The sequence below is a fragment of the Vibrio sp. Y176 genome, assembly GCF_033438945.1.
The window spans coordinates 170,042-188,125 of the sequence record NZ_JAWOQS010000002.1; the positions used below are offsets into that span (position 1 = coordinate 170,042).

The 18,084-nt window shown below is 43.0% G+C and carries 15 protein-coding genes and 1 tRNA gene; 8 read left to right on the forward strand and 8 right to left on the reverse strand.

Annotated features, from left to right (window positions below; translation table 11 throughout):
• Nucleotides 1-19: 19 nt before the first annotated feature.
• The gene (locus tag R7O13_RS05030; protein ID WP_053307810.1) at nucleotides 20-829 is read left to right on the forward strand and encodes a helix-turn-helix transcriptional regulator; all 810 of its coding nucleotides are present in this window, start codon (nucleotides 20-22) and stop codon (nucleotides 827-829) included.
• A gap of 33 nt (nucleotides 830-862) precedes the next feature.
• On the opposite strand, the gene R7O13_RS05035 is transcribed toward R7O13_RS05030, so the two are convergent.
• A complete protein-coding gene (locus R7O13_RS05035; RefSeq protein WP_017635751.1) occupies nucleotides 863-1,216 on the reverse strand; it encodes a DUF3024 domain-containing protein in 354 nt (117 codons plus the stop codon).
• 266 nt (nucleotides 1,217-1,482) lie between these two features.
• Here R7O13_RS05035 and R7O13_RS05040 point away from each other — a divergent pair, with 266 nt between their 5' ends.
• A complete protein-coding gene (locus tag R7O13_RS05040) occupies nucleotides 1,483-2,307 on the forward strand; it encodes a phosphate ABC transporter substrate-binding protein (RefSeq protein ID WP_017635752.1) in 825 nt (274 codons plus the stop codon).
• Nucleotides 2,308-2,370: 63 nt separating this feature from the next.
• Here the strand turns inward: R7O13_RS05040 and R7O13_RS05045 are convergent, their stop codons facing one another.
• Nucleotides 2,371-3,051: a MaoC family dehydratase gene (locus R7O13_RS05045; protein WP_005386198.1), complete on the reverse strand. Its 681-nt coding sequence runs from the start codon at nucleotides 3,049-3,051 to the stop codon at nucleotides 2,371-2,373.
• Nucleotides 3,052-3,380: 329 nt separating this feature from the next.
• On the opposite strand from R7O13_RS05045, the gene R7O13_RS05050 reads away from it, so the two are divergent.
• Nucleotides 3,381-3,471 (forward strand) — tRNA-Ser (locus R7O13_RS05050).
• A gap of 161 nt (nucleotides 3,472-3,632) precedes the next feature.
• On the opposite strand, the gene R7O13_RS05055 is transcribed toward R7O13_RS05050, so the two are convergent.
• Nucleotides 3,633-5,183, reverse strand: coding sequence for a PAS domain-containing methyl-accepting chemotaxis protein (locus R7O13_RS05055; protein WP_213916936.1), 1,551 nt, complete (start codon nucleotides 5,181-5,183; stop codon nucleotides 3,633-3,635).
• Nucleotides 5,184-5,468: 285 nt separating this feature from the next.
• Here R7O13_RS05055 and modF point away from each other — a divergent pair, with 285 nt between their 5' ends.
• Entirely contained in the window at nucleotides 5,469-6,923 is a 1,455-nt protein-coding gene (gene modF, locus R7O13_RS05060; protein WP_318303189.1) for a molybdate ABC transporter ATP-binding protein ModF, read from the forward strand.
• Here the strand turns inward: modF and R7O13_RS05065 are convergent.
• Nucleotides 6,911-8,383 carry an EAL domain-containing protein gene (locus tag R7O13_RS05065; RefSeq protein ID WP_318303190.1) on the reverse strand — a complete coding sequence of 491 codons (1,473 nt, stop codon included), beginning with the start codon at nucleotides 8,381-8,383 and terminating at the stop codon, nucleotides 6,911-6,913. The genes modF and R7O13_RS05065 overlap by 13 nt on opposite strands.
• Nucleotides 8,384-8,731: 348 nt before the next feature.
• Between R7O13_RS05065 and R7O13_RS05070 the strand changes: the two genes are divergently transcribed.
• The 3 genes from R7O13_RS05070 to R7O13_RS05080 all read left to right on the forward strand — a co-directional run bounded on the left by R7O13_RS05070 (nucleotide 8,732) and on the right by R7O13_RS05080 (nucleotide 13,646).
• On the forward strand, nucleotides 8,732-9,466 hold the full coding sequence (locus R7O13_RS05070; RefSeq protein WP_005386192.1) for an IclR family transcriptional regulator: 735 nt from the start codon (nucleotides 8,732-8,734) through the stop codon (nucleotides 9,464-9,466).
• A gap of 6 nt (nucleotides 9,467-9,472) precedes the next feature.
• Nucleotides 9,473-10,312 (forward strand): arginase family protein, encoded by an 840-nt coding sequence (locus R7O13_RS05075; RefSeq protein WP_213960757.1) that lies wholly within the window; start codon nucleotides 9,473-9,475, stop codon nucleotides 10,310-10,312.
• Nucleotides 10,313-10,619: 307 nt separating this feature from the next.
• Entirely contained in the window at nucleotides 10,620-13,646 is a 3,027-nt protein-coding gene (locus R7O13_RS05080; protein WP_318303191.1) for a DUF6701 domain-containing protein, read from the forward strand.
• Nucleotides 13,647-13,711: 65 nt separating this feature from the next.
• On the opposite strand, the gene R7O13_RS05085 is transcribed toward R7O13_RS05080, so the two are convergent.
• The 4 genes from R7O13_RS05085 to pcp form a co-directional block, all read right to left on the reverse strand.
• Nucleotides 13,712-15,004, reverse strand: a complete 1,293-nt coding sequence (locus R7O13_RS05085; RefSeq protein WP_167415950.1) for a DEAD/DEAH box helicase — start codon at nucleotides 15,002-15,004, stop codon at nucleotides 13,712-13,714.
• 170 nt (nucleotides 15,005-15,174) lie between these two features.
• Entirely contained in the window at nucleotides 15,175-16,161 is a 987-nt protein-coding gene (locus R7O13_RS05090) for a GTP-binding protein (protein WP_318303193.1), read from the reverse strand.
• Nucleotides 16,162-16,224: 63 nt separating this feature from the next.
• Nucleotides 16,225-16,488, reverse strand: coding sequence for a hypothetical protein (locus R7O13_RS05095; RefSeq protein WP_318303194.1), 264 nt, complete (start codon nucleotides 16,486-16,488; stop codon nucleotides 16,225-16,227).
• A gap of 198 nt (nucleotides 16,489-16,686) precedes the next feature.
• A complete protein-coding gene (gene pcp, locus R7O13_RS05100) occupies nucleotides 16,687-17,325 on the reverse strand; it encodes a pyroglutamyl-peptidase I (RefSeq protein WP_213910307.1) in 639 nt (212 codons plus the stop codon).
• A 289-nt stretch (nucleotides 17,326-17,614) separates the two neighbouring features.
• Between pcp and R7O13_RS05105 the strand changes: the two genes are divergently transcribed.
• Entirely contained in the window at nucleotides 17,615-17,863 is a 249-nt protein-coding gene (locus tag R7O13_RS05105) for a hypothetical protein (protein ID WP_005375646.1), read from the forward strand.
• The last annotated feature ends 221 nt before the right edge of the window (nucleotides 17,864-18,084 follow it).

An 18,084-nucleotide genomic window follows, 5' to 3' on the forward strand; every position in this document is an offset into this window, starting at 1 on the left:
TAAAACGATAAGAACGAGTATGCCGAACATTGAGATCATTCGCTTTAATCACTTCACTGCGCGCAAAAGTGAGCGTTACACTGCAACACATAATGGGTTATATATTGTTGAAGAAGGTGCCCTATTAGTTCATCAACCTAATGGTGAGCAATTTGAACTTAAAGCCGGAGATTTCACACTCTATAACTCCGCAGATCTGAGCAGTGCAGAAGCCGTCTCTAGTGACGGAGGCTTTAAAGCATTGGCTTTAGTCTTCAACCCAAATATATTCTGTGACTTTAAGAAAGCGCACCCGATGCTACGTTCCAAAACGGAAGAAAGGCGCTTCTATCCTTTTTCAACGCAATCCAGTAGCGAAGTAGCACAATTGAAGGACATGTTGGTTAAGTTAGCGAGTCGCAACGCTCCAGACTACACACAAAGCCATATCGCAATGGCATTGCTGTCGTTGATGGTTGAGGTAGAGCCAAACATCCTATCTATCATAGATGATGCAAGTAGCCTGAGCGACTCTCAAAAAGCCATTAAGTACATTGAGGGTAATATTGAAAAAGACATCACGCTAGAAGGCTTAGCGGCTCATATGAGCATGTCCATCGCAACCTTAAAACGTCGCCTCGCCGCAGATGATCTTTCGTTTTCTCAGATATTAAAGGTGAAACGGATAAACTTCGCAGCAACCCAACTGCGCAAGTCAGAAAAATCAATAACAGAAATAGCGTTTGAGTCTGGTTTTAAAAGTGCAGCGCATTTCAGTACAGCATTTAAATCCGTTTACAACATGACCCCCAAAGACTTTAGAAACCAAGTCGTTAAGCCTAAAGTATAAATCATGTCGGCATTCGCATCCGTTGGGCTCACCCTATTCCCAAAAACACGCTTGAGGATCACGCTCCAATTCGTTGAGTAAGTCCTCAAGCATTCGGCTAAATGGAAGTGGCTTATAAGGCACCCACCTTAACAGCTCGTTGTGATATGTGGGAACATAGAAATACCAAAGTTGGTTGTCCTCATCAAACATGATCTTCGCGACGGGAGAAGTATACTCGCTATGCTGGGAGTCGAGGAGAAAATGCGCCCGATGAAGCTCAACGCCATTTTCTACTAGCTCATAGAGGCACTTGCCCTGTTCGACAGGCAAGTTAGCATTACGCGCAGAGCAGAGCGATTGAACTGATTTGTATAAACGACTTGTCGCCATTTGGGACACTGACATCAACGTTCTCCCGATGGATGATAGTTAGAGCTGTCGATCCTAGTATATAACCTTTACATCATCACCGATGGTAGTTATCTACCTAACTCAAGTATAAGATAGCTATATTATCATTTGCCCAGATTATCATCTCAATCCACTTGGAAACGCTAGCTCCATCACCTCTTGACTAGAAATAATTCCCCTGTTTAGCGCTAACAGTTCACAAAAGTGTAACCTGAACGCAATATCATAAACTCTGCTTTATCCCGTATATGGAGTTTAATATGTTACGTTTTACTGTGGCGACTTTATTGGCCATAGCAGTCTCCCTCCCTACCATTGCAAAAGAAATCAACATCTCAGGGTCAACGTCGGTTGCTCGCGTGATGGATGTACTTGCTGAGGAATACAACAAAACACACCCAGACGATTACGTTGCTGTTCAGGGCATTGGTTCGAGTGCTGGTATCACCATGGTCAATAAAGGAGTAGCCGAAATAGGCATGAGCTCTCGCTATCTGACTGAAAGCGAAAAAGGTGAAGATCTCAATGTATACCCTATCGCTTATGATGGCCTCGCTGTTGTTGTAAACCGTACCAACTCTGTAGAAAACCTTTCTCAGCAACAGCTGTTTGATATTTACAAAGGTAAGATTAAGAATTGGAAAGAGGTCGGGGGCGCAGATCAGCCTATCGCGGTGGTTACTAGAGAAGCGTCTTCAGGTTCACGTTACAGCTTCGAAAGCTTGCTGGGACTGACCAAAATCGTTAATGATCGCCTCGTCTCGGATATCAGCCCAAACAACTTGGTTGTAAACAGCAACAGCATGGTAAAAACCATTGTTAACCATAACACTCGCGCCATTGGTTTTATCTCTGTAGGGTCAGTAGATCGCTCGATCAAGGCGATTCAGTTAGATGGTATTGACCCAACCTCGACAAACATTAGCAATCATAAGTACAAGTTGGCGCGACCATTCCTAGTGCTATACAAAGTAGATAAGATTAGCGATGCAGGTAAAGGTTTTATCGCTTTCCTTCGTTCAGAGCAGGGACAAAAAGCGATTGCAGATTACGGTTATACGCCAGTAAAAAACTTTAATCAGTAAAAATAAAAAAGAGAGCACCTTGATGCTCTCTTTTCCTATGTAGTGTTCTCTCCGGTTTCGGAATTAGAAATGCAGTTGAATTACAGAGACCACAACCGCACCAGGTCGACGAATACCTTCAATTTCCACTTTAATTTCGCGCTCAATCTCCAAACCTTTTTTGATTGGCGTTACTTTTGTTAACGTGCTGACTGCACGAACATTATTGCCCGCTTTGACAGGGTAAGGGAAACGAACTTGGTTTAAACCCAAGTTAACTACCATTTTAGCTGTTGGGAACATTGGCTTTTCTGGATCAACTGAATCCGTCAGTTTAGGCAGCAATGCTAATGTTAAAAAGCCATGAGCGATAGTTGTCTTAAATGGAGATTCAGTTGAAGCACGCTCTGGATCAGTATGAATCCATTGCATGTCTTCCGTTACCGCACCAAATTGGTTAATACGTTCTTGAGACACATGAACCCAATCACCAGTGTGAATAACTTCGCCAATTTTTTCACTTAACTCGTCATAAAGCTTTTGAGCCTCTGGTGCCATTACGATCGGTGCGGGTTGAGGTGCAACTTCTTCGTTGACGGCTGGCTGCTGGTGATCACGAACTTTTGAGAAAAGAAAGCTATTTTGAGCTTTCCCCAAAAAGTCACTCCAATAATCGCGTAACGTTGGAGACATCCAATTCATAAACTCGGATTGATGAGCAGAAATCGCATCAACTTTGTCTTTAAATAGATTTGTGACCTTCATAAACACCCTTAAGAATTCTAAGCACAACTGGCTATACCAGTTAATTTTGAATTAGTTCACAAAGTCTTGCAAATACTTTCGGGCGAACACATGTACCCTAAAAGCATGTTATATCTTATATATCAGCAAGATAACAATAAAACACCATTTTATTGACGTGCGCCAATATAAAGTAAAAACTCTATAAATTGGTACTTTTTGTCCCTTTTTCACTCCGCTTTCAAACTGTCCAACATCACATCAGTGATCATAAAACAAGCAAACAGTACTTCTATTATAATTCAGCACTTTACAAGTCGGACTATGCTCCTTATTATACCGCCCACAACGGAGAGATGGCTGAGTGGTTGAAAGCACCGGTCTTGAAAACCGGCATACGTTAATAGCGTATCTAGGGTTCAAATCCCTATCTCTCCGCCACTTATTTAGAGAGCTCGCATTTATTGCGAGCTTTCGTCGTTTTAGCTCTTACAAAAACGAGATTTAGAAATCCTCGCTCGTAAACGAATCCAGCACTTCACTATATTCCAGTTAAAAGCCCGCTAATGTTTAGCGGGCTTTTAACTTCGATTTTCTAAAGTTTAAGCAAACTTTTTAATCATTTCAGACAGGTCATTGGTGCAATTTTGCACTTTGGTGTTCATATGATTCGTTTCAGTCATCAGTTCATACGATTCACTGTACTTTAAATTAAGCGACTGGATGTTTTCATTTATTTCATCCGTTACATAAACCTGCTCTTCTATCGCGACCGCAATTTGTTGGTTTCGTTCGACAACGTCTTGAACAAGGGATTCCAGTTGTTGAATGCTATCCAAAGCAGTACCTAACAATGTTACCGTTCCGGTCGACATTTCGTTACCTTTCTCTAACGCAGAAACCGCTGATTTGCTCCCATTTTGAATTCCTTCAATGGCCGATTTAATCTCTGTTGTCGATTCCTGAGTTCTTTTAGCTAAGGTTCTCACTTCATCTGCTACAACGGCAAACCCTCTGCCTTGTTCGCCTGCCCTCGCGGCTTCAATTGCAGCGTTCAACGCTAATAAATTAGTTTGTTCGGCAATACCGTTGATGACTTCAACAACGGTTCCAATTTGCTCGGTTTGTTGGTTCAAACGTATGACCACTTTAGATATTTCGCCGAGCTCATCAACCAACTCTAAAACCGATTGGTTAACATTATCGATAACGCTACGGCTGTCTATCATCGTATTTTGCGCTTCTAACGTAGCCTCGGCGGTCGCTTGAGCATTATTTGATATCTCAGATGAAGAGGCTTGCATCTCGTTGACCGCTGTTGCGACCGAGTCAATCTCCACTTTCTGTGCGCTTAAGTTCTCCGTCACTTGCTGGCTATTTGTCGCAGCACTGTTAGCACTTGCGCGCGTTTCTTCGCAAGAGTCTTTTACAGACACGCCAACGCGCCCCAGTAGCGCATTGGCAAATTGCTTACGCATCTTCATACCCAGCTCAATCTCAGCCAGATCGTTGATTCTTCCGCAATAAATATATTCCATGAGTGGATTGTTGAAGTCTTGCCTAGCCTGTTTAGCGAGCTTCTCAACTGGTCTGGTTAATACATAAATAGAGAAAACGGAAAGTAACGCAACAACGCCAAACGCTATCACTGGTGATTGATTCATTTGTAGAATGAGTAAGCCAATAAGGTTTGAAATTAAAAGGAAGAAGGCCGATCTCATCCACAAACGTGTACGAGGAAGATACATTTTCCACGGCTTACGATTATTTCGAAGCTTCGAATACGCTTTTTCCGCTCGCTGGATGTGTATACGCTCAGGTTTAAATCTCACTGATTGGTATTCCACAACTTCACCATTAGATTTTATAGGAGAAGCAAACGCGTCAACCCAATAATAGCCGCCGTTTTTACGTCGATTTTTGACCATTCCCATCCAGTGTTTGCCAGTTTTCAGGTGAGTCCATAAATCTTTAAAAGCCTGTTTTGGCATATCAGGATGACGCACAACATTGTGGGGTTTACCGATAAGCTCCCCTTCATCAAACCCCGCGACTTCATTAAAGTTTTCACTGGCATATTTGATGTAACTGGAGGTATCGGTAATGGAAACTAGGCTGTAACTCGAGGGGTAATCGTATTCCGTTTCACTCATAAACATGTGTCCTTACATTGATTAATTAACAAACGGCAAATATGAATTTATCAGCATAACATATACACGCATAATGATAGGTTGATTCAAAAATAAAACAAAATTATTGACAAGTTTACTTGTTACTTAATGACTCTAGTCGCATTTTTATCCTCTAATACAAGGCTTCGTTAATATGCACAAGACTGAGCACTGTTCAAAATTAATACACAAAAGCGCTTCCGTACTGAGTTCGTAAATTGTTATAAGTAATCCACTAAAACGAAAACAAGGAAGACAAACGCAATGACTATTCACTTTCGTCAGCTTGCAGCTAAGAGAAACACGACACACTTGTTTATTGACGATTGGAAAATTAACACTCAGCAGTCTTGGGGGATATTCAGCGCGGATGGAGATATTGGCTCTCTGCTTGGAGACCTTATTTGTGATGAAATGTCACCAGATAGTGGGGAAATTGAGCTAAATGGGCTGTCCGTTGCGCAAGTGTCGTTATCAGAGCAACAGCGATTACTGGAAAGAGAATTAGAAAAGGATGATACGGATTTTCTTGATCGTATCGACCAAGGGAGCACTGTTTATTCATTAATCCTAGAGCAGAGCCAAGACACCAACTTAACTGAACAGCTAATTAATGATCTCGACCTAAGTCATCTTAAAGATAGTGGCTTCCGTGTTCTCTCTACCGGAGAAACCAGAAGAGTAATGCTCGCCCGAGCTTTAGCCACACAACCTGACTTAGTATTACTAGATAATCCATTTACTGGCTTAGATATTGCGCACCGAGCTGCTCTCGCTCGCTATTTACACTCGCTTTCTCAAAATGTGCAACTACTCATAACCTTCTCTCGCGAATCTGACATGCCTGAGTGGATCAATAGCATCGCGCTTTTCAGTGCAGGAAAGCTTGATAGTACAATGGATAAGTCCAGTTGGGATAATCATCCAATCATTGGACAAATTAAATCTCAGTCAGAACAACAGAGTGAAGAAATGATGAGCTTGATACGTCAGCATCAGCACTCGACACCATTCAACAACCCAATATTTGAACTAAAGAATGGGGCTGTTGAATACACCGATAAGAAGATTTTTACTGGCTTGAACTGGCGCATAGACAAGGGCCAACATTGGCAGGTCAAAGGTCCAAATGGTTGTGGAAAGAGTACCTTACTTGGATTGATCTTTGGCGATCATCCGCAATGCTACAGCAATGACATTGATATTTTTGGTAAAAAGCGTGGTACTGGCGAGACAATCTGGGAAATTAAGCAGCATATCGGCATGGTGTCTTCAGCGCTACACCTCCAATATCGAGTCAATTGCAGCGCATTAGAAGTCATTTTGTCAGGATTTTACGATTCGATTGGGTTGTATAACCAGCCAACTCGCAAAGAGATGAATATTGCAAACGAGTGGCTCGGTATCTTACATATGAGCCAGTACAAAAAAACCTCATTCAAGCAATTAGAGTACGGTCAGCAGCGACTATTACTGATTGCAAGAGCCATCGTGAAACAACCCACATTATTGATTTTGGACGAGCCGTATCAAGGGTTAGATTTTTTGGGTAGACGGTTAGTTAAGAACACACTTGAACTCATCGCTAGAGAGAATTTAAGCCAACTATTGTATGTATCTCACTACCAAGAAGACCGCTTAGATAGCATCAAAAATGAGTTAGAGTTTGTGTTTGATGAAAATGCTCAGTGTTATAGAGCTAACGTCTACCAATCATAATGACTTCGCTGCACAAGCTGCTCATAAGGTAATGGTTTGGAGTACAGGTATCCCTGATGATATCTCACTCCCATCTGCTTTAAGTGTTCAGCTTGCGCTATGGTTTCCACGCCTTCAGCGATCAATTGTACTTGTAATTCTTCCGCGAAATGAACCATCGCTTTTAAGACAGAAGCACTAAGGCTAGGAATACCAATGGTTTCGACAAAGCACTTATCGATTTTTAAGTAATCTATGCGCATGTGCTGTAGAAATGCTAACGAGGTTTGGCCAGTTCCAAAATCATCGATCAGCACATCAATACCATGCACTCGCAGCGCTGCAATGCATTTTCTCGCCTCTGAATCAATGAGCTGACGCTCCGTTATCTCTACCCCTAATGAGACTTTGTTTCGGCTCAACTGTCTGTCGAGCAATTGAATTTTTCTGATCGCGTTTGGTCCGACTAAATAACCAGGCGGCACGTTAATACCAAGGTGGACAGGCTGATCAAAGCCTAATTTACTGAAGTCCTCTGCCGCTTTATCCAGAACGAAATCAGTAAGTAAAAAAACCAATCCACTTTGCTCTGCCGCAGGGACAAACTCATCCGGAGAAATGAACCCCTTACTTTGATGCTCCCATCGCACTAGCGCTTCAAACCCGAATAACTGACCGGTATCAACGTTAACTTGCGGTTGGTAATACAGGGTCAACTCTCCTCTTTTTATCGCTCTTTTAAGATCCAGTATCAAATTGCGATGAGGATCAATAAACTTATTCAACGCATACAAGCAAAGGTAGATCACGAAAATAATTGGAATTGAGTACAAAAAATAGGAAAGTGTTCTCTGTTTGACGAAAAGATCGCTGGCTTCACTCAAAGCTTCATACTCAAACATTTGCGACGATTTGATACCGATAGGATTACTTCCCGCTCTTAATGCTCCTTCTGGTGAAACTTGATCATGGATAAACAGCGCAGAGCGTTTTAGGCGTAAATCGTTGTTAAACCCTATTGTCGCATTAAAGTAGTCATGATCGATAATCGTTACGGCTTGATAACCCCGCTCTCCTTCCGTTACCACTAGCAAGAACTGATCGTACAAGCTATCAACACTACCAAGCGCTAGCGTTTGTCCCTTGGGAAAGGCGATGTGCTCAGCTAACGGTTTAGAGATACTTCCCAATTTCGAAGAACAAGTAATGACTCCCTCTTTCACAATGAGCATTTCTTCAATATCTCGTTCAAACATTAAGCTTTGCTGGAGCTCTTCACATCGTTCAGGGTGTAGCAACGCCGTGCGGTTTTCTGTCTCTATTTGGAATAAAATTTCATCTGCAATTTGCACATTTTTTTCTAATAAATGATTGAGGTTGTTTTGCACGCTTTCACGAGCTAAATACAAAACCTCTCCAATAACCAAGGGAATAGGCAGAAGAAAAATGATGGCTTTTTTAAAAATCGCCTTATTCAGCATATAAAAGTAACCTTTTATAAAACCGATTTACTGAGATGGTACCTCGATTCCGATACCCGCTAGCAACTCACGTTTTTTAACATTATTTGTTTGGATTAACTCAGTATGCGAAACGCTGAGTAATACCGCAAACTAAACAATGTCTTATTCACTCCTGTTCCAATTTAGTATCAAGCGCCTCAAACCTGAGACTTTAATTCGACACCATGTTATGTCTATCGGTACTTGCGAAAGTCTTTACCTGTCTGTTTCTCATCATGTAAGAATTACCCATTAAAATTATTTTTCTTTTCTCAGTGATTAAGAATTATATTTGTCGTAACTCCTACAACACGTTACAACACTCTCATGACGACAAACAAAGCTAATGCTAACCAGGTAAACGAAAAATCACTGCAGTTGTTAATGCAAGTTGCAGTTAGTCCGTTCCCAGTTTCTGCGAAAACGCTAAGCGAGCAATTGAACGTTCCTTTAAGCAGCCTTTACCGACACTTAAAACTGCTTAAAGAATGGAACTTGATCGAAGAAAGCGTTCACGACAAGACATTTGTCGTTGGTCCGGCGGCATTATTACTCATGCACAGCTATGAGACCGCGCAACATGGGCTCGACATGGTCGAAACCATACTGGCTAGGTTGGTACAACAAACCGGGGAAATGGCCGCTTATATGGTACCAGCGGGTTATCGTGCGCTTTGTGTCAGACAGAAAGAAAGTATGCAGGCGCTGCGTTGCAGCTTCGTCCAGGGTCAAAGTCAACCTCTGCTGCGCGGTGCCTCATCTAAAGTGATGCTCGCTTTTATGCCTCAAAGTCGATGCGAGAAAATCTTGAGATACTTTAATCAAGATCACCGACGCGACGAGTGGGAAAAAGAGCTCACAACCATCCGTAAACACGGATATGCCGTCAGTACTTCTGAGATTGACCCTGGTGTTTCAGGTATTAGCGCACCGGTAATGAAAGGAAGCAAACTGATTGGCGCAGTCTCGGTGATGGCTCCGGCCCACCGAGTCGAAAAGGATAAGCAGCGCATTATTTTACATGTACTGCAAGCAGCAAGGGCACTACCACCAGAAAGGTAATTCATCATGTTAAGCTTTTTCAAACGCTATAAACTCCATCACACAGTGAAACAGCCGCAACATTACCCTTTTTCTTTTATGACAGTGTGCGAGTATTTACCTCCTATGTCGAAGGGTGCGTTTGAATTAGCTGACCAAAATTTGGAAAATGCTAGTGATTGGCTTTACCAACAACATGATCATGAAACCGCTGAAAACTATGGGCACTTCAACCACGACAAACTGGAGAATGGCGAGTTTCAAGAAGCGTTAAGCCTTTCGCTTTCTCGCCACTCAATTCCTGTTTTAGTCACTAACTGTACCGAGGCAATCTTGTCCATGTTACCTGTGGTCGTGTCCTATCGAGACGAAGTGGGTGTGGTAAATATTGGACATGACATGAACTTGAAACCAACACTTGAACCACGTTTAGGCTCGGCATTCCATTTTGCTCTTTCTCGCTATCAAAACGTGCGATTATTTTTTGCTGGTGTTAGCGAACAAGATACAAAGCAAGAAACGTGGGAATACGCGGAGGATCAAGGTTGTGACTGGGTAACCGATAAAGAGTTTTCTTTTCGTCATCGCAATAATGTTAAGCAACAGATCGGCAATTACCTAGACCACTGCGACCAAATAATCATTAGTATCGACCTTGGATCTCTAAAAACCAAAAACAGCCTTGATGGCGCGTCAGAAATTGATATCCAAATGGTTCTACGCACGATTAGGCAATGTTTGGTTGCAGGTAAAGTGAGAGCAATTCAGCTCGTTGGCGATCGAGATTGTCTGGTGTATTCGAGACAAACGAAAGCCATACTAGAAGAGTTATATCAGATGGCTCCACTCATCGTTCACGCTGCCTAGCGTTATAAACGTTCAGAATCAGGATCGCGTCCTTCCTGATTCTGAACCAACATGCTTACTTATTATCCTTAACTAACAAATAGTTACACATATAAATCGACACACATCACACTTGCCTCTTGAACTAACCTGACACTTACGTTGTAATAAGGCCGCTAAACTTTGGTATGACATACGAAATAAAAAATAACCAAAGTTCAATAACTAAGCGGCTTCAGAACAAAAAAGTACCGCAGCTATTCCAATTTCAGTGAGCATTTGCTCACGCTCGCTTGATGCCATCTTGTTCCACTCATTAGGACATTTGATGATGCGTCTTTGCAGTATTTTCACTGCGGTTCTTTTTTTACCGCTAACCTCACACGCCACCACTTATGACGTAAAAGATCTATCTGAGTTAGGTCAACTTTGCTCACACAAGAGTTTTAGTATCGAAAGCGATGGCACGACTTATCTCTGTACAGGGAAACTAGTCCTACCCGCTGGTGATAAAATTGTCTCCTCATTACCGGAAAAAGAGATAACATTAAAAGCAGATTATGGAATTGTGTTAGAGGGGAATAATACAATTGGTGAACCCAATAAACGTATCTCTCTACACGCCCTCGCTACCGGATTAACGGTTAACAATGAGAAAGCATCAAACCTCGACGATTACCAAAACAAGCACACTGTTATCTATGGTGATCTTCTATCGGCTTATCCAACAAAGCTGCATAACGTTCTCATAGATGGGAATATTAAGCTAACAGGTTCGACACTTAACATTGATGGAACGTACAACACCATTATTGGTGATATTTCGACACACAGCACGACCAATATACTTAATACAAACATCTGTGGTAAGGTCGAATCACAAGGCGAAACACTACACCTAAAAACAAACCATCCTTTACAAGACCATTTTGTCGTCGGTGATGTTTCTGCGCACAACTCTCTGATTATAAAAGATATGTCGATCTATGGTACGGCTGAATCTGTAGGATCGTCAGCTACATTAAGTGGCTCATTCTATAGTTCCACCGCAGCAATTAAATACTTCCACACATTGAACTTCAACAACGCTCCAAATCAGCCTAGTCAAGTTTGTGGTGAAATCCAACAAGCGCCAGGAAGTGCACAAACGAAAGCACAAGACAACACATACACGCAATACTGTGGATTTGACCAGGCTGATTGTCACTACTCTTCCCAAATCTGTCCAATCACCCCTCAAGATGTTCCGAATTGCAGCATGCAGCCTCCATCGGAGAACGACTTAAACCTCAGCGTCACACCATCGGACGACATGGCACTGATGTGCGGCGACGATCTTCCGCAATTTACAGCAATGACAACCAATAATGGAGAAGTTGTAAGCGCAGAAGTCAGTGCAGCCCTATCACACCCTGACTTGTTCACTTTAGAGGTGATCAAAGGTCAGCAGACATTAAAAGCAAACCAATTTATGTCTGACGACAATGGTGAGCTCGTTGTTCGAGTGGTCCCGAACGATATTGATACCATCGCGTTAGGTACTAACTACACGCTGACTTTCACTATGGCAGAAGACACCAGCAAACATCAAACGGTTAGCTTTATGTTTACGCCATTTATGTTTGAGGCCTACTCAAAGACGAAAAGCGCCACTTTAAATGAAATACGCGTTATTGCAGGTAAACCAGAAAACGTGCATACGCGATTGCTTGCTTGTGCTTCCACCGGCGAACCTGTAGTCGCAAGCAACTACAATGGTACTCCTAAGGTTTTTCATCCATTGGTTCAACCATTAGGAGGAAGTGAAGGAAACTTTAGCTATTCAGCGGAATTTAAAGACGGCTTGTCTGAACATGGTCTTGTCACGAACGAGTCCGGCATATTTGAAGTGACATTGTCCGATCATTTTGAATGTGAGGGATTTGAAGAGTGCCCTGAAGAAGGCAAAGTGGAAGTGAAAGGGACATTTAATGTGCACTCGCGACCATGGACACTCGCTATTTGTGACAACCAACGTGCTTTGCCTTCTGGCACCTCTGAACAAGGAGAAGGGTTTCTTGCTGCTGGAGAACTTTTCTCTCTAACGGTGAAACCAATCATTTGGCAACCTGACGGTTCTGTAAGTGGGTCTGTTGAATCAGCACGCTATTGTGATGCTTCTATCACCCGTAATTTTACGCTTGATGACGCTCCAGCAGCATCGGTTGTCTTGTCGAGTGAGCAACATACGCCATCAGAGACAGCGAACCAAACCTCAAAATTGCTAAAAAGTAGTGACTCACTGGCTCGGGCGCATAATTCAGCCAAGAATGATCAATTCGTCTTTAATGGATTATATTGGGAAGAAGTCGGGAGCTTGAGAGTAAAAGCAAACCTAGAAAGTAAATATCTAGGTATGACTGTGAACGAAGGCTATCGTTACGTTGGTCGTTTTTATCCAAAATATTTTCAAGTGCAAGACCAAGAATGGCACTACCCACATGGCCAAACTTTTGCTTACATGAATCAACCTTTTGAGAAAGTCACTTACGATGTTGTCGCACTCAATGCGAATAAGGAAAACGTGAAGAATTACGTCCACTTTTCGTCTAACCTTCAACAACATTTCGATTTAGGCGAGCTAAGCTCATACTCCGATCGGTTTTTGCCGCCTAAGCCTAAGAAGGTAGACTGGAAACTACTGGGTAGCGCGAGTGTTGGAACGTTTGTTATAGAGAAGCCCTCGACCAATGCGACTTGTAACAATAGCCCATGCTGGAAAAAGAACACGACAGATAAGCAATATCCTGATGGTCCATTTAATAAAGGGACTAATAGTGATATCAGCCAAATAGGTTTAGTCTCAGTAAAAGCCGTTGATGAGGTAAACTTCTTCGACGATAGCGAAGTGCTCACAAAACAACCAGACATTCGATTCGGTCGTTTGAACTTTCAAGATGTAGGTGGCAACCAAGGCATGGTGATCAAAGTGCCACTTGCTGTAGAAACTTGGCAAAACGGTCGATTTACTACTAACTTCGATGACAGTTCAACGACGGCTAATGGTGAATATTACTTCAGCACGCCAATTTGGTCGAATGCGCCTGCAAACAACGCCCTGCTTTCTGGCGTTGGAACGATGAGTATTGGCAGGATGACCGATATCGTTGCAAGCCAAATTGACTCAGCGCGCGAGCAAATACAATTCCATCTAGATTTAGACAGCTCAGGCAATCGCATCCCTTGGCTGAAATACGATTGGGATAGCTCTACAAGTGAAGAGGAAAACCCACCCGTCATTGTTACGTTTGGTATTCACCGAGGAAACGATCGCATTATTTATCGTGGTGAACCCAATATGCTTGGCCTAAATTAACGCGAAACGGCAAACAAAAAGAGCCCCTCAATTGAGGGGCTCTTTTCATCACAAACGGATGTAATTTACTTTGCGCCACGACGCGCTTTCAGGCGCTTCACCATAGCAAGACGACGCTCTGCCGACCCTTGGTCTGTTGCCGACTGGTTCGGATTATTACGACGACCTTGACGATTCTTAAATGCTGGTTTTGAGTGCAGCTTTTCAATGTAAGCTTCACGCTGTTTTGGTTCATAGCCTGCAAGCTCAATACGGCGAATGCGTTGCTGGATTAGATTTTCAACCTGAACAACCGTGAGCTCTTCATCTCGGTTTACAAATGAAACGGCATGGCCTTGTTTACCTGCACGGCCCGTACGACCAATTCGGTGAACGTAATCTTCCGCTAGGAAAGGCATGTCATAGTTCACAACGTGAGGTAAATCTTCAATATCTAGACCTCGAGCAGCGACATCGGTAGCCACCATGACACGTGCTTTACCGGACTTGAACTCTTCTAACGCACGACGACGAGCACTTTGAGCTCTGTCACCATGACAAACCACCGCTTTGATACCATCAAGTTTCAGCTCTTTTACAACGTCGTTTGCGGTCTCTTTGTAGTTCACAAATACCAACACTTGTTTCCAGTTCTTACGACCAATCAGCTCCGAAAGCAGTTCCGTTTTTCGCTCTTGATCAACTGGATATAACACGTGAGCAACTGTCTGTGCTGTCGTATTCGCTCGCTCAACTTCAATACGCTTAGGCTTACGCAGGATATCTTTTGCTAACAGATTTAGTTGGCTCGAAGTCGTTGCCGAAAACATCATAATTTGCGGATCAGTATCCACATCTAGCATGATCTTACGTACTGCGTGAATAAAGCCCATGTCCAAGATACGGTCTGCTTCATCAAACACTAAAAACTCTAAGTGTGCGACCGAGACATTACCTTGTTCAATGTGCTCTTCCAATCGACCAGGTGTAGCCACTAGGATATCTACACCGTTTTCTAATGCCGTTACTTGAGAAGACATTTTACGGCCACCGAAAATCGCAGCCACCGACAGGTTCGTGTACTTCGTGTAAGCTTTGATGTTATCAGCAATTTGTTCAGCAAGCTCACGAGTTGGAGCCAAGATAAGTGCGCGAGCAGTCTTACGAGAAGCGCTACGGTTACTGTCTAGCAACTGCTGAATCATAGGCAGAGAAAACGCAGCCGTTTTACCAGTACCTGTTTGTGCTGTAGCGAAAATATCATGGCCTTTGCGAGCCATTGGAATCGCCTTCTGTTGAATTGGCGTTAACTTTTCATAACCGCATTCTGCCAGTGCTTTAACCACTTCTGGCGCAAAACCTTGAGATGAAAATGACATTGAGCGTATTCCTTAAACAAACCACTAAAAATAGCTTTAAAAATTTAGCCGTGCACTATACCCGAATTTGAGTGATTTATCTCACTTTTCTCATTGAAACGCTACAAAAGCAAAAACGGCGAACACAGACAGATTGCTGGCTCACCGTTTCCGTTTAACATTTGTTCGATTTAACGCTTGATGCCAGACAACTGAAGGAGAATTCGCTCAAGTTCATCCCATGGCAACGGCTGAGAATCTATCACTTCTAATCGTGATTCAAACCCTTCTAAGCTGATTTCATTCACCGACACGACTCGGTTGGCAACATTAAACGCGTAACACCCCTGATCCGTGTTGACCACCGCTTTAACACGTTCAGCCGTTAAGTCCGAAAGCATTGAGAAGAGTTTATCAAAATCAAACGTGTACTCTGCCCCAAACAACCACCCGCAACTAAAATACCCTTGCCCTTTGTTCTCTTTACGCACAAAGGCTTCACCTGGCGGCAACTGGAATTGAGGCTCTTGGTGAGCATGGTCATGATGATGTGACTCGATATGGGAAGAAGCGCTGCCGTAAACCCGTTCGATATCCAAGACTTCTATCGGTAACTCACCATCATGAATAAGCTTACTGAATACTTTTGAGGGAGATTGGTCCGTCACCCAGTCATTAAACACATCAATGTCGTGACTGGTACAAAGGTCAACCTTACTGCCTATAACCACATCTGCGCTGTCTAACTGGTCCACGAAATTTTGGTTAGAAAGGTATTTTTCATCACTTAAGTTACGCGGATCAACCAGAGCGATCGTCGCTTTTAGATCAACGTAAGGTTCATACTGTTCTGAGGTAAGCGTCGCGATAACCTGTTTTGGATGACCAAGGCCTGTCGGCTCAATCAATAAACGGTCCGGTTTTTGGCGCAGTAACGCCGTAATACCGACCGACATTGGCACGCCCGCCGTACAACACATACAGCCACCCGGCACTTCTTTAATCAGCGCACCTTGGTCGGTCATCAATGCACCGTCGATGCCAATCTCACCAAATTCATTGACCAAAACCGCCCAGTTTTCGTTTTCCGGTTTGTTCTTCAGTAGATTTAAAATCGTGGTCGTTTTACCGACACCCAAAAATCCGGTCAGTATGTTGGTTGGTACTCGATTTGACATGCTTATCTCCGACACGTTAGTGCATTAATGCTCCAGCAAAGTATACGGAGAATGTGACTCGCTTCAACGCTTTTTATCGCGCTCATCAAGCTCATTGCGTGATGCGTGGGTATACATTTTTTGAGAATGATCAGAGTGACTTATCAACTCTGAACGCTTCATATCGGACAAGTACCTACCGGTATAAATAACGCAAGTAAAAAACGCGATAATAGCGACTACGATGGGAAGAACTCCGAGCGTGTTTTCGAATTTAAGCGCAGCAATAGCCAACGCGAAAACAACGACAGAGATAAGTGCGATTGACTTACTTTTGTTGCTTTTCATAATAACTCGCCTTTCGTAAAGTTAGCCCCCTAACACCTCCTGTACTAGAGGAATGTCAGTTTGAACAACATCCAACCTGACTATTCAATGCTACTCCTTTCGCTACTTGTGAAATTTGACAAAGCTAACATTTACTACAACATCAAACGACGAGCTTATTATTATCTTTCAGATACTTACTGGACTTTAAAACACTTACTAGCAAATCGTTCCACCGCTTACCAGGATATCGTTATCATTGGCAATACAAACTTGCGCCACCAGCTTTAGCCCTTCGACTATCATGTCCAAAGACATAGAAGGCTGACTGCCATCTGCTGCTTGTTCTGGCAATAATGGAATATGAACAAACCCGTGACGAATCGGATTGTCTTTCAAGTAATGTTGGATCCCATAAAAGAGATGGTTACATACAAATGTTCCAGCACTGTTGGAAATCTGGCTAGGTATACCCTGCGTTTGCAATGTTTGCACAACACGCTTTATCGGTAGTGTCGAGAAGTAAGCATCAGGACCATCAGCCACCACGGGTTCATCAATCGGTTGATAACCAACGTTATCTGGAATACGAAAATCATCGACATTAATTGCGACACGTTCTGGGGTTATCGCGCTACGCCCGGCCGCTTGCCCTACAGTAATTACACAGTCTGGCTGGTGCGCTTCTATTGCTTCAATAACGACTTTCACCGAGTCATATCGAACTACGGGGACTGGGCAAGTAACTATCACACCGCCTTTTATGGCCGCAGCCTCTAATTGCTTGACCGCTTCTAAGGCGGGGTTAATGGCGTCACCACCAAAAGGTTCAAAACCGGTAATCAGGACTTTCTTCATAACAGCCTTTAGGAAAAGAGTTTTACAAATTATTGCACTCCCCTTCACCCCATCCAATAGCAAAAGTATTGATGAGATAAACCAGACAACATTATGTGACTCATGTCTAACCAGAGAGTGTTTTCTGCCTCATTGAATCTAGGCAAGTTCCGGACTATCGAGACTAACTTATTGATGATTAGTGGCAGGGCAAGGTTCTCTCATTACATGACGCACGTAGAAGCTTGGTTTCCACGCTTAACTTAGGTAGAGTACGCGACCGCAATGCAATTCGAAGAGATTGAATACAATGAATATTGATAACCATGTAATCGAAACGATTGAAGAGTTAGAGGCATTTCTGCATTTAGTAGAAAGCGGCGCTCTGGGTCTTGAAGGTGTCACTGGCGTTGCGCTAGCCACCTCTAATACCGATGGCCGTCCATTTGTTGCCGTATTAGGAGAAAAGCACCAATTGCTCCTTGGCCGCTGGGTTTCGCAGCACGTATATGACAATGGTAAAGACATCGTTCGTAACGGCCCAACCAGAAAACACTAAGCGCTCGACGCCACCTATAACATCACGCCGTCTTATACACCAAGCGTATGCTTTGAAAGCAATGCGCTTGGTGTACTCAAAAAAATAAAAAAGAAAAGGCTAGCCTTTATTAATTTTGTCGGTATACTGCACATCAGCTCTTACGGAAAGAGCTATTAATGTAATTAAAGATCAAAGTTTCTCTCAGTTCCACATCGAATTCCTCGTTTACGTTCCTGCGA

What these genes read in the sequence shown, in the direction of transcription:
- R7O13_RS05105 (WP_005375646.1), top strand. Translation starts at nt 17,615, where the DNA reads ATGAATATTGATAACCATGTAATCGAAACGATTGAAGAGTTAGAGGCA.
- R7O13_RS05055 (WP_213916936.1), bottom strand. Translation starts at nt 5,183, where the DNA reads ATGAGTGAAACGGAATACGATTACCCCTCGAGTTACAGCCTAGTTTCC.
- R7O13_RS05030 (WP_053307810.1), top strand. Translation starts at nt 20, where the DNA reads ATGCCGAACATTGAGATCATTCGCTTTAATCACTTCACTGCGCGCAAA.
- R7O13_RS05075 (WP_213960757.1), top strand. Translation starts at nt 9,473, where the DNA reads ATGTTAAGCTTTTTCAAACGCTATAAACTCCATCACACAGTGAAACAG.
- R7O13_RS05045 (WP_005386198.1), bottom strand. Translation starts at nt 3,051, where the DNA reads ATGAAGGTCACAAATCTATTTAAAGACAAAGTTGATGCGATTTCTGCT.
- R7O13_RS05035 (WP_017635751.1), bottom strand. Translation starts at nt 1,216, where the DNA reads ATGTCAGTGTCCCAAATGGCGACAAGTCGTTTATACAAATCAGTTCAA.
- R7O13_RS05080 (WP_318303191.1), top strand. Translation starts at nt 10,620, where the DNA reads ATGATGCGTCTTTGCAGTATTTTCACTGCGGTTCTTTTTTTACCGCTA.
- R7O13_RS05085 (WP_167415950.1), bottom strand. Translation starts at nt 15,004, where the DNA reads ATGTCATTTTCATCTCAAGGTTTTGCGCCAGAAGTGGTTAAAGCACTG.
- R7O13_RS05095 (WP_318303194.1), bottom strand. Translation starts at nt 16,488, where the DNA reads ATGAAAAGCAACAAAAGTAAGTCAATCGCACTTATCTCTGTCGTTGTT.
- R7O13_RS05065 (WP_318303190.1), bottom strand. Translation starts at nt 8,383, where the DNA reads ATGCTGAATAAGGCGATTTTTAAAAAAGCCATCATTTTTCTTCTGCCT.
- R7O13_RS05040 (WP_017635752.1), top strand. Translation starts at nt 1,483, where the DNA reads ATGTTACGTTTTACTGTGGCGACTTTATTGGCCATAGCAGTCTCCCTC.
- R7O13_RS05090 (WP_318303193.1), bottom strand. Translation starts at nt 16,161, where the DNA reads ATGTCAAATCGAGTACCAACCAACATACTGACCGGATTTTTGGGTGTC.
- R7O13_RS05070 (WP_005386192.1), top strand. Translation starts at nt 8,732, where the DNA reads ATGACGACAAACAAAGCTAATGCTAACCAGGTAAACGAAAAATCACTG.
- pcp (WP_213910307.1), bottom strand. Translation starts at nt 17,325, where the DNA reads ATGAAGAAAGTCCTGATTACCGGTTTTGAACCTTTTGGTGGTGACGCC.
- modF (WP_318303189.1), top strand. Translation starts at nt 5,469, where the DNA reads ATGACTATTCACTTTCGTCAGCTTGCAGCTAAGAGAAACACGACACAC.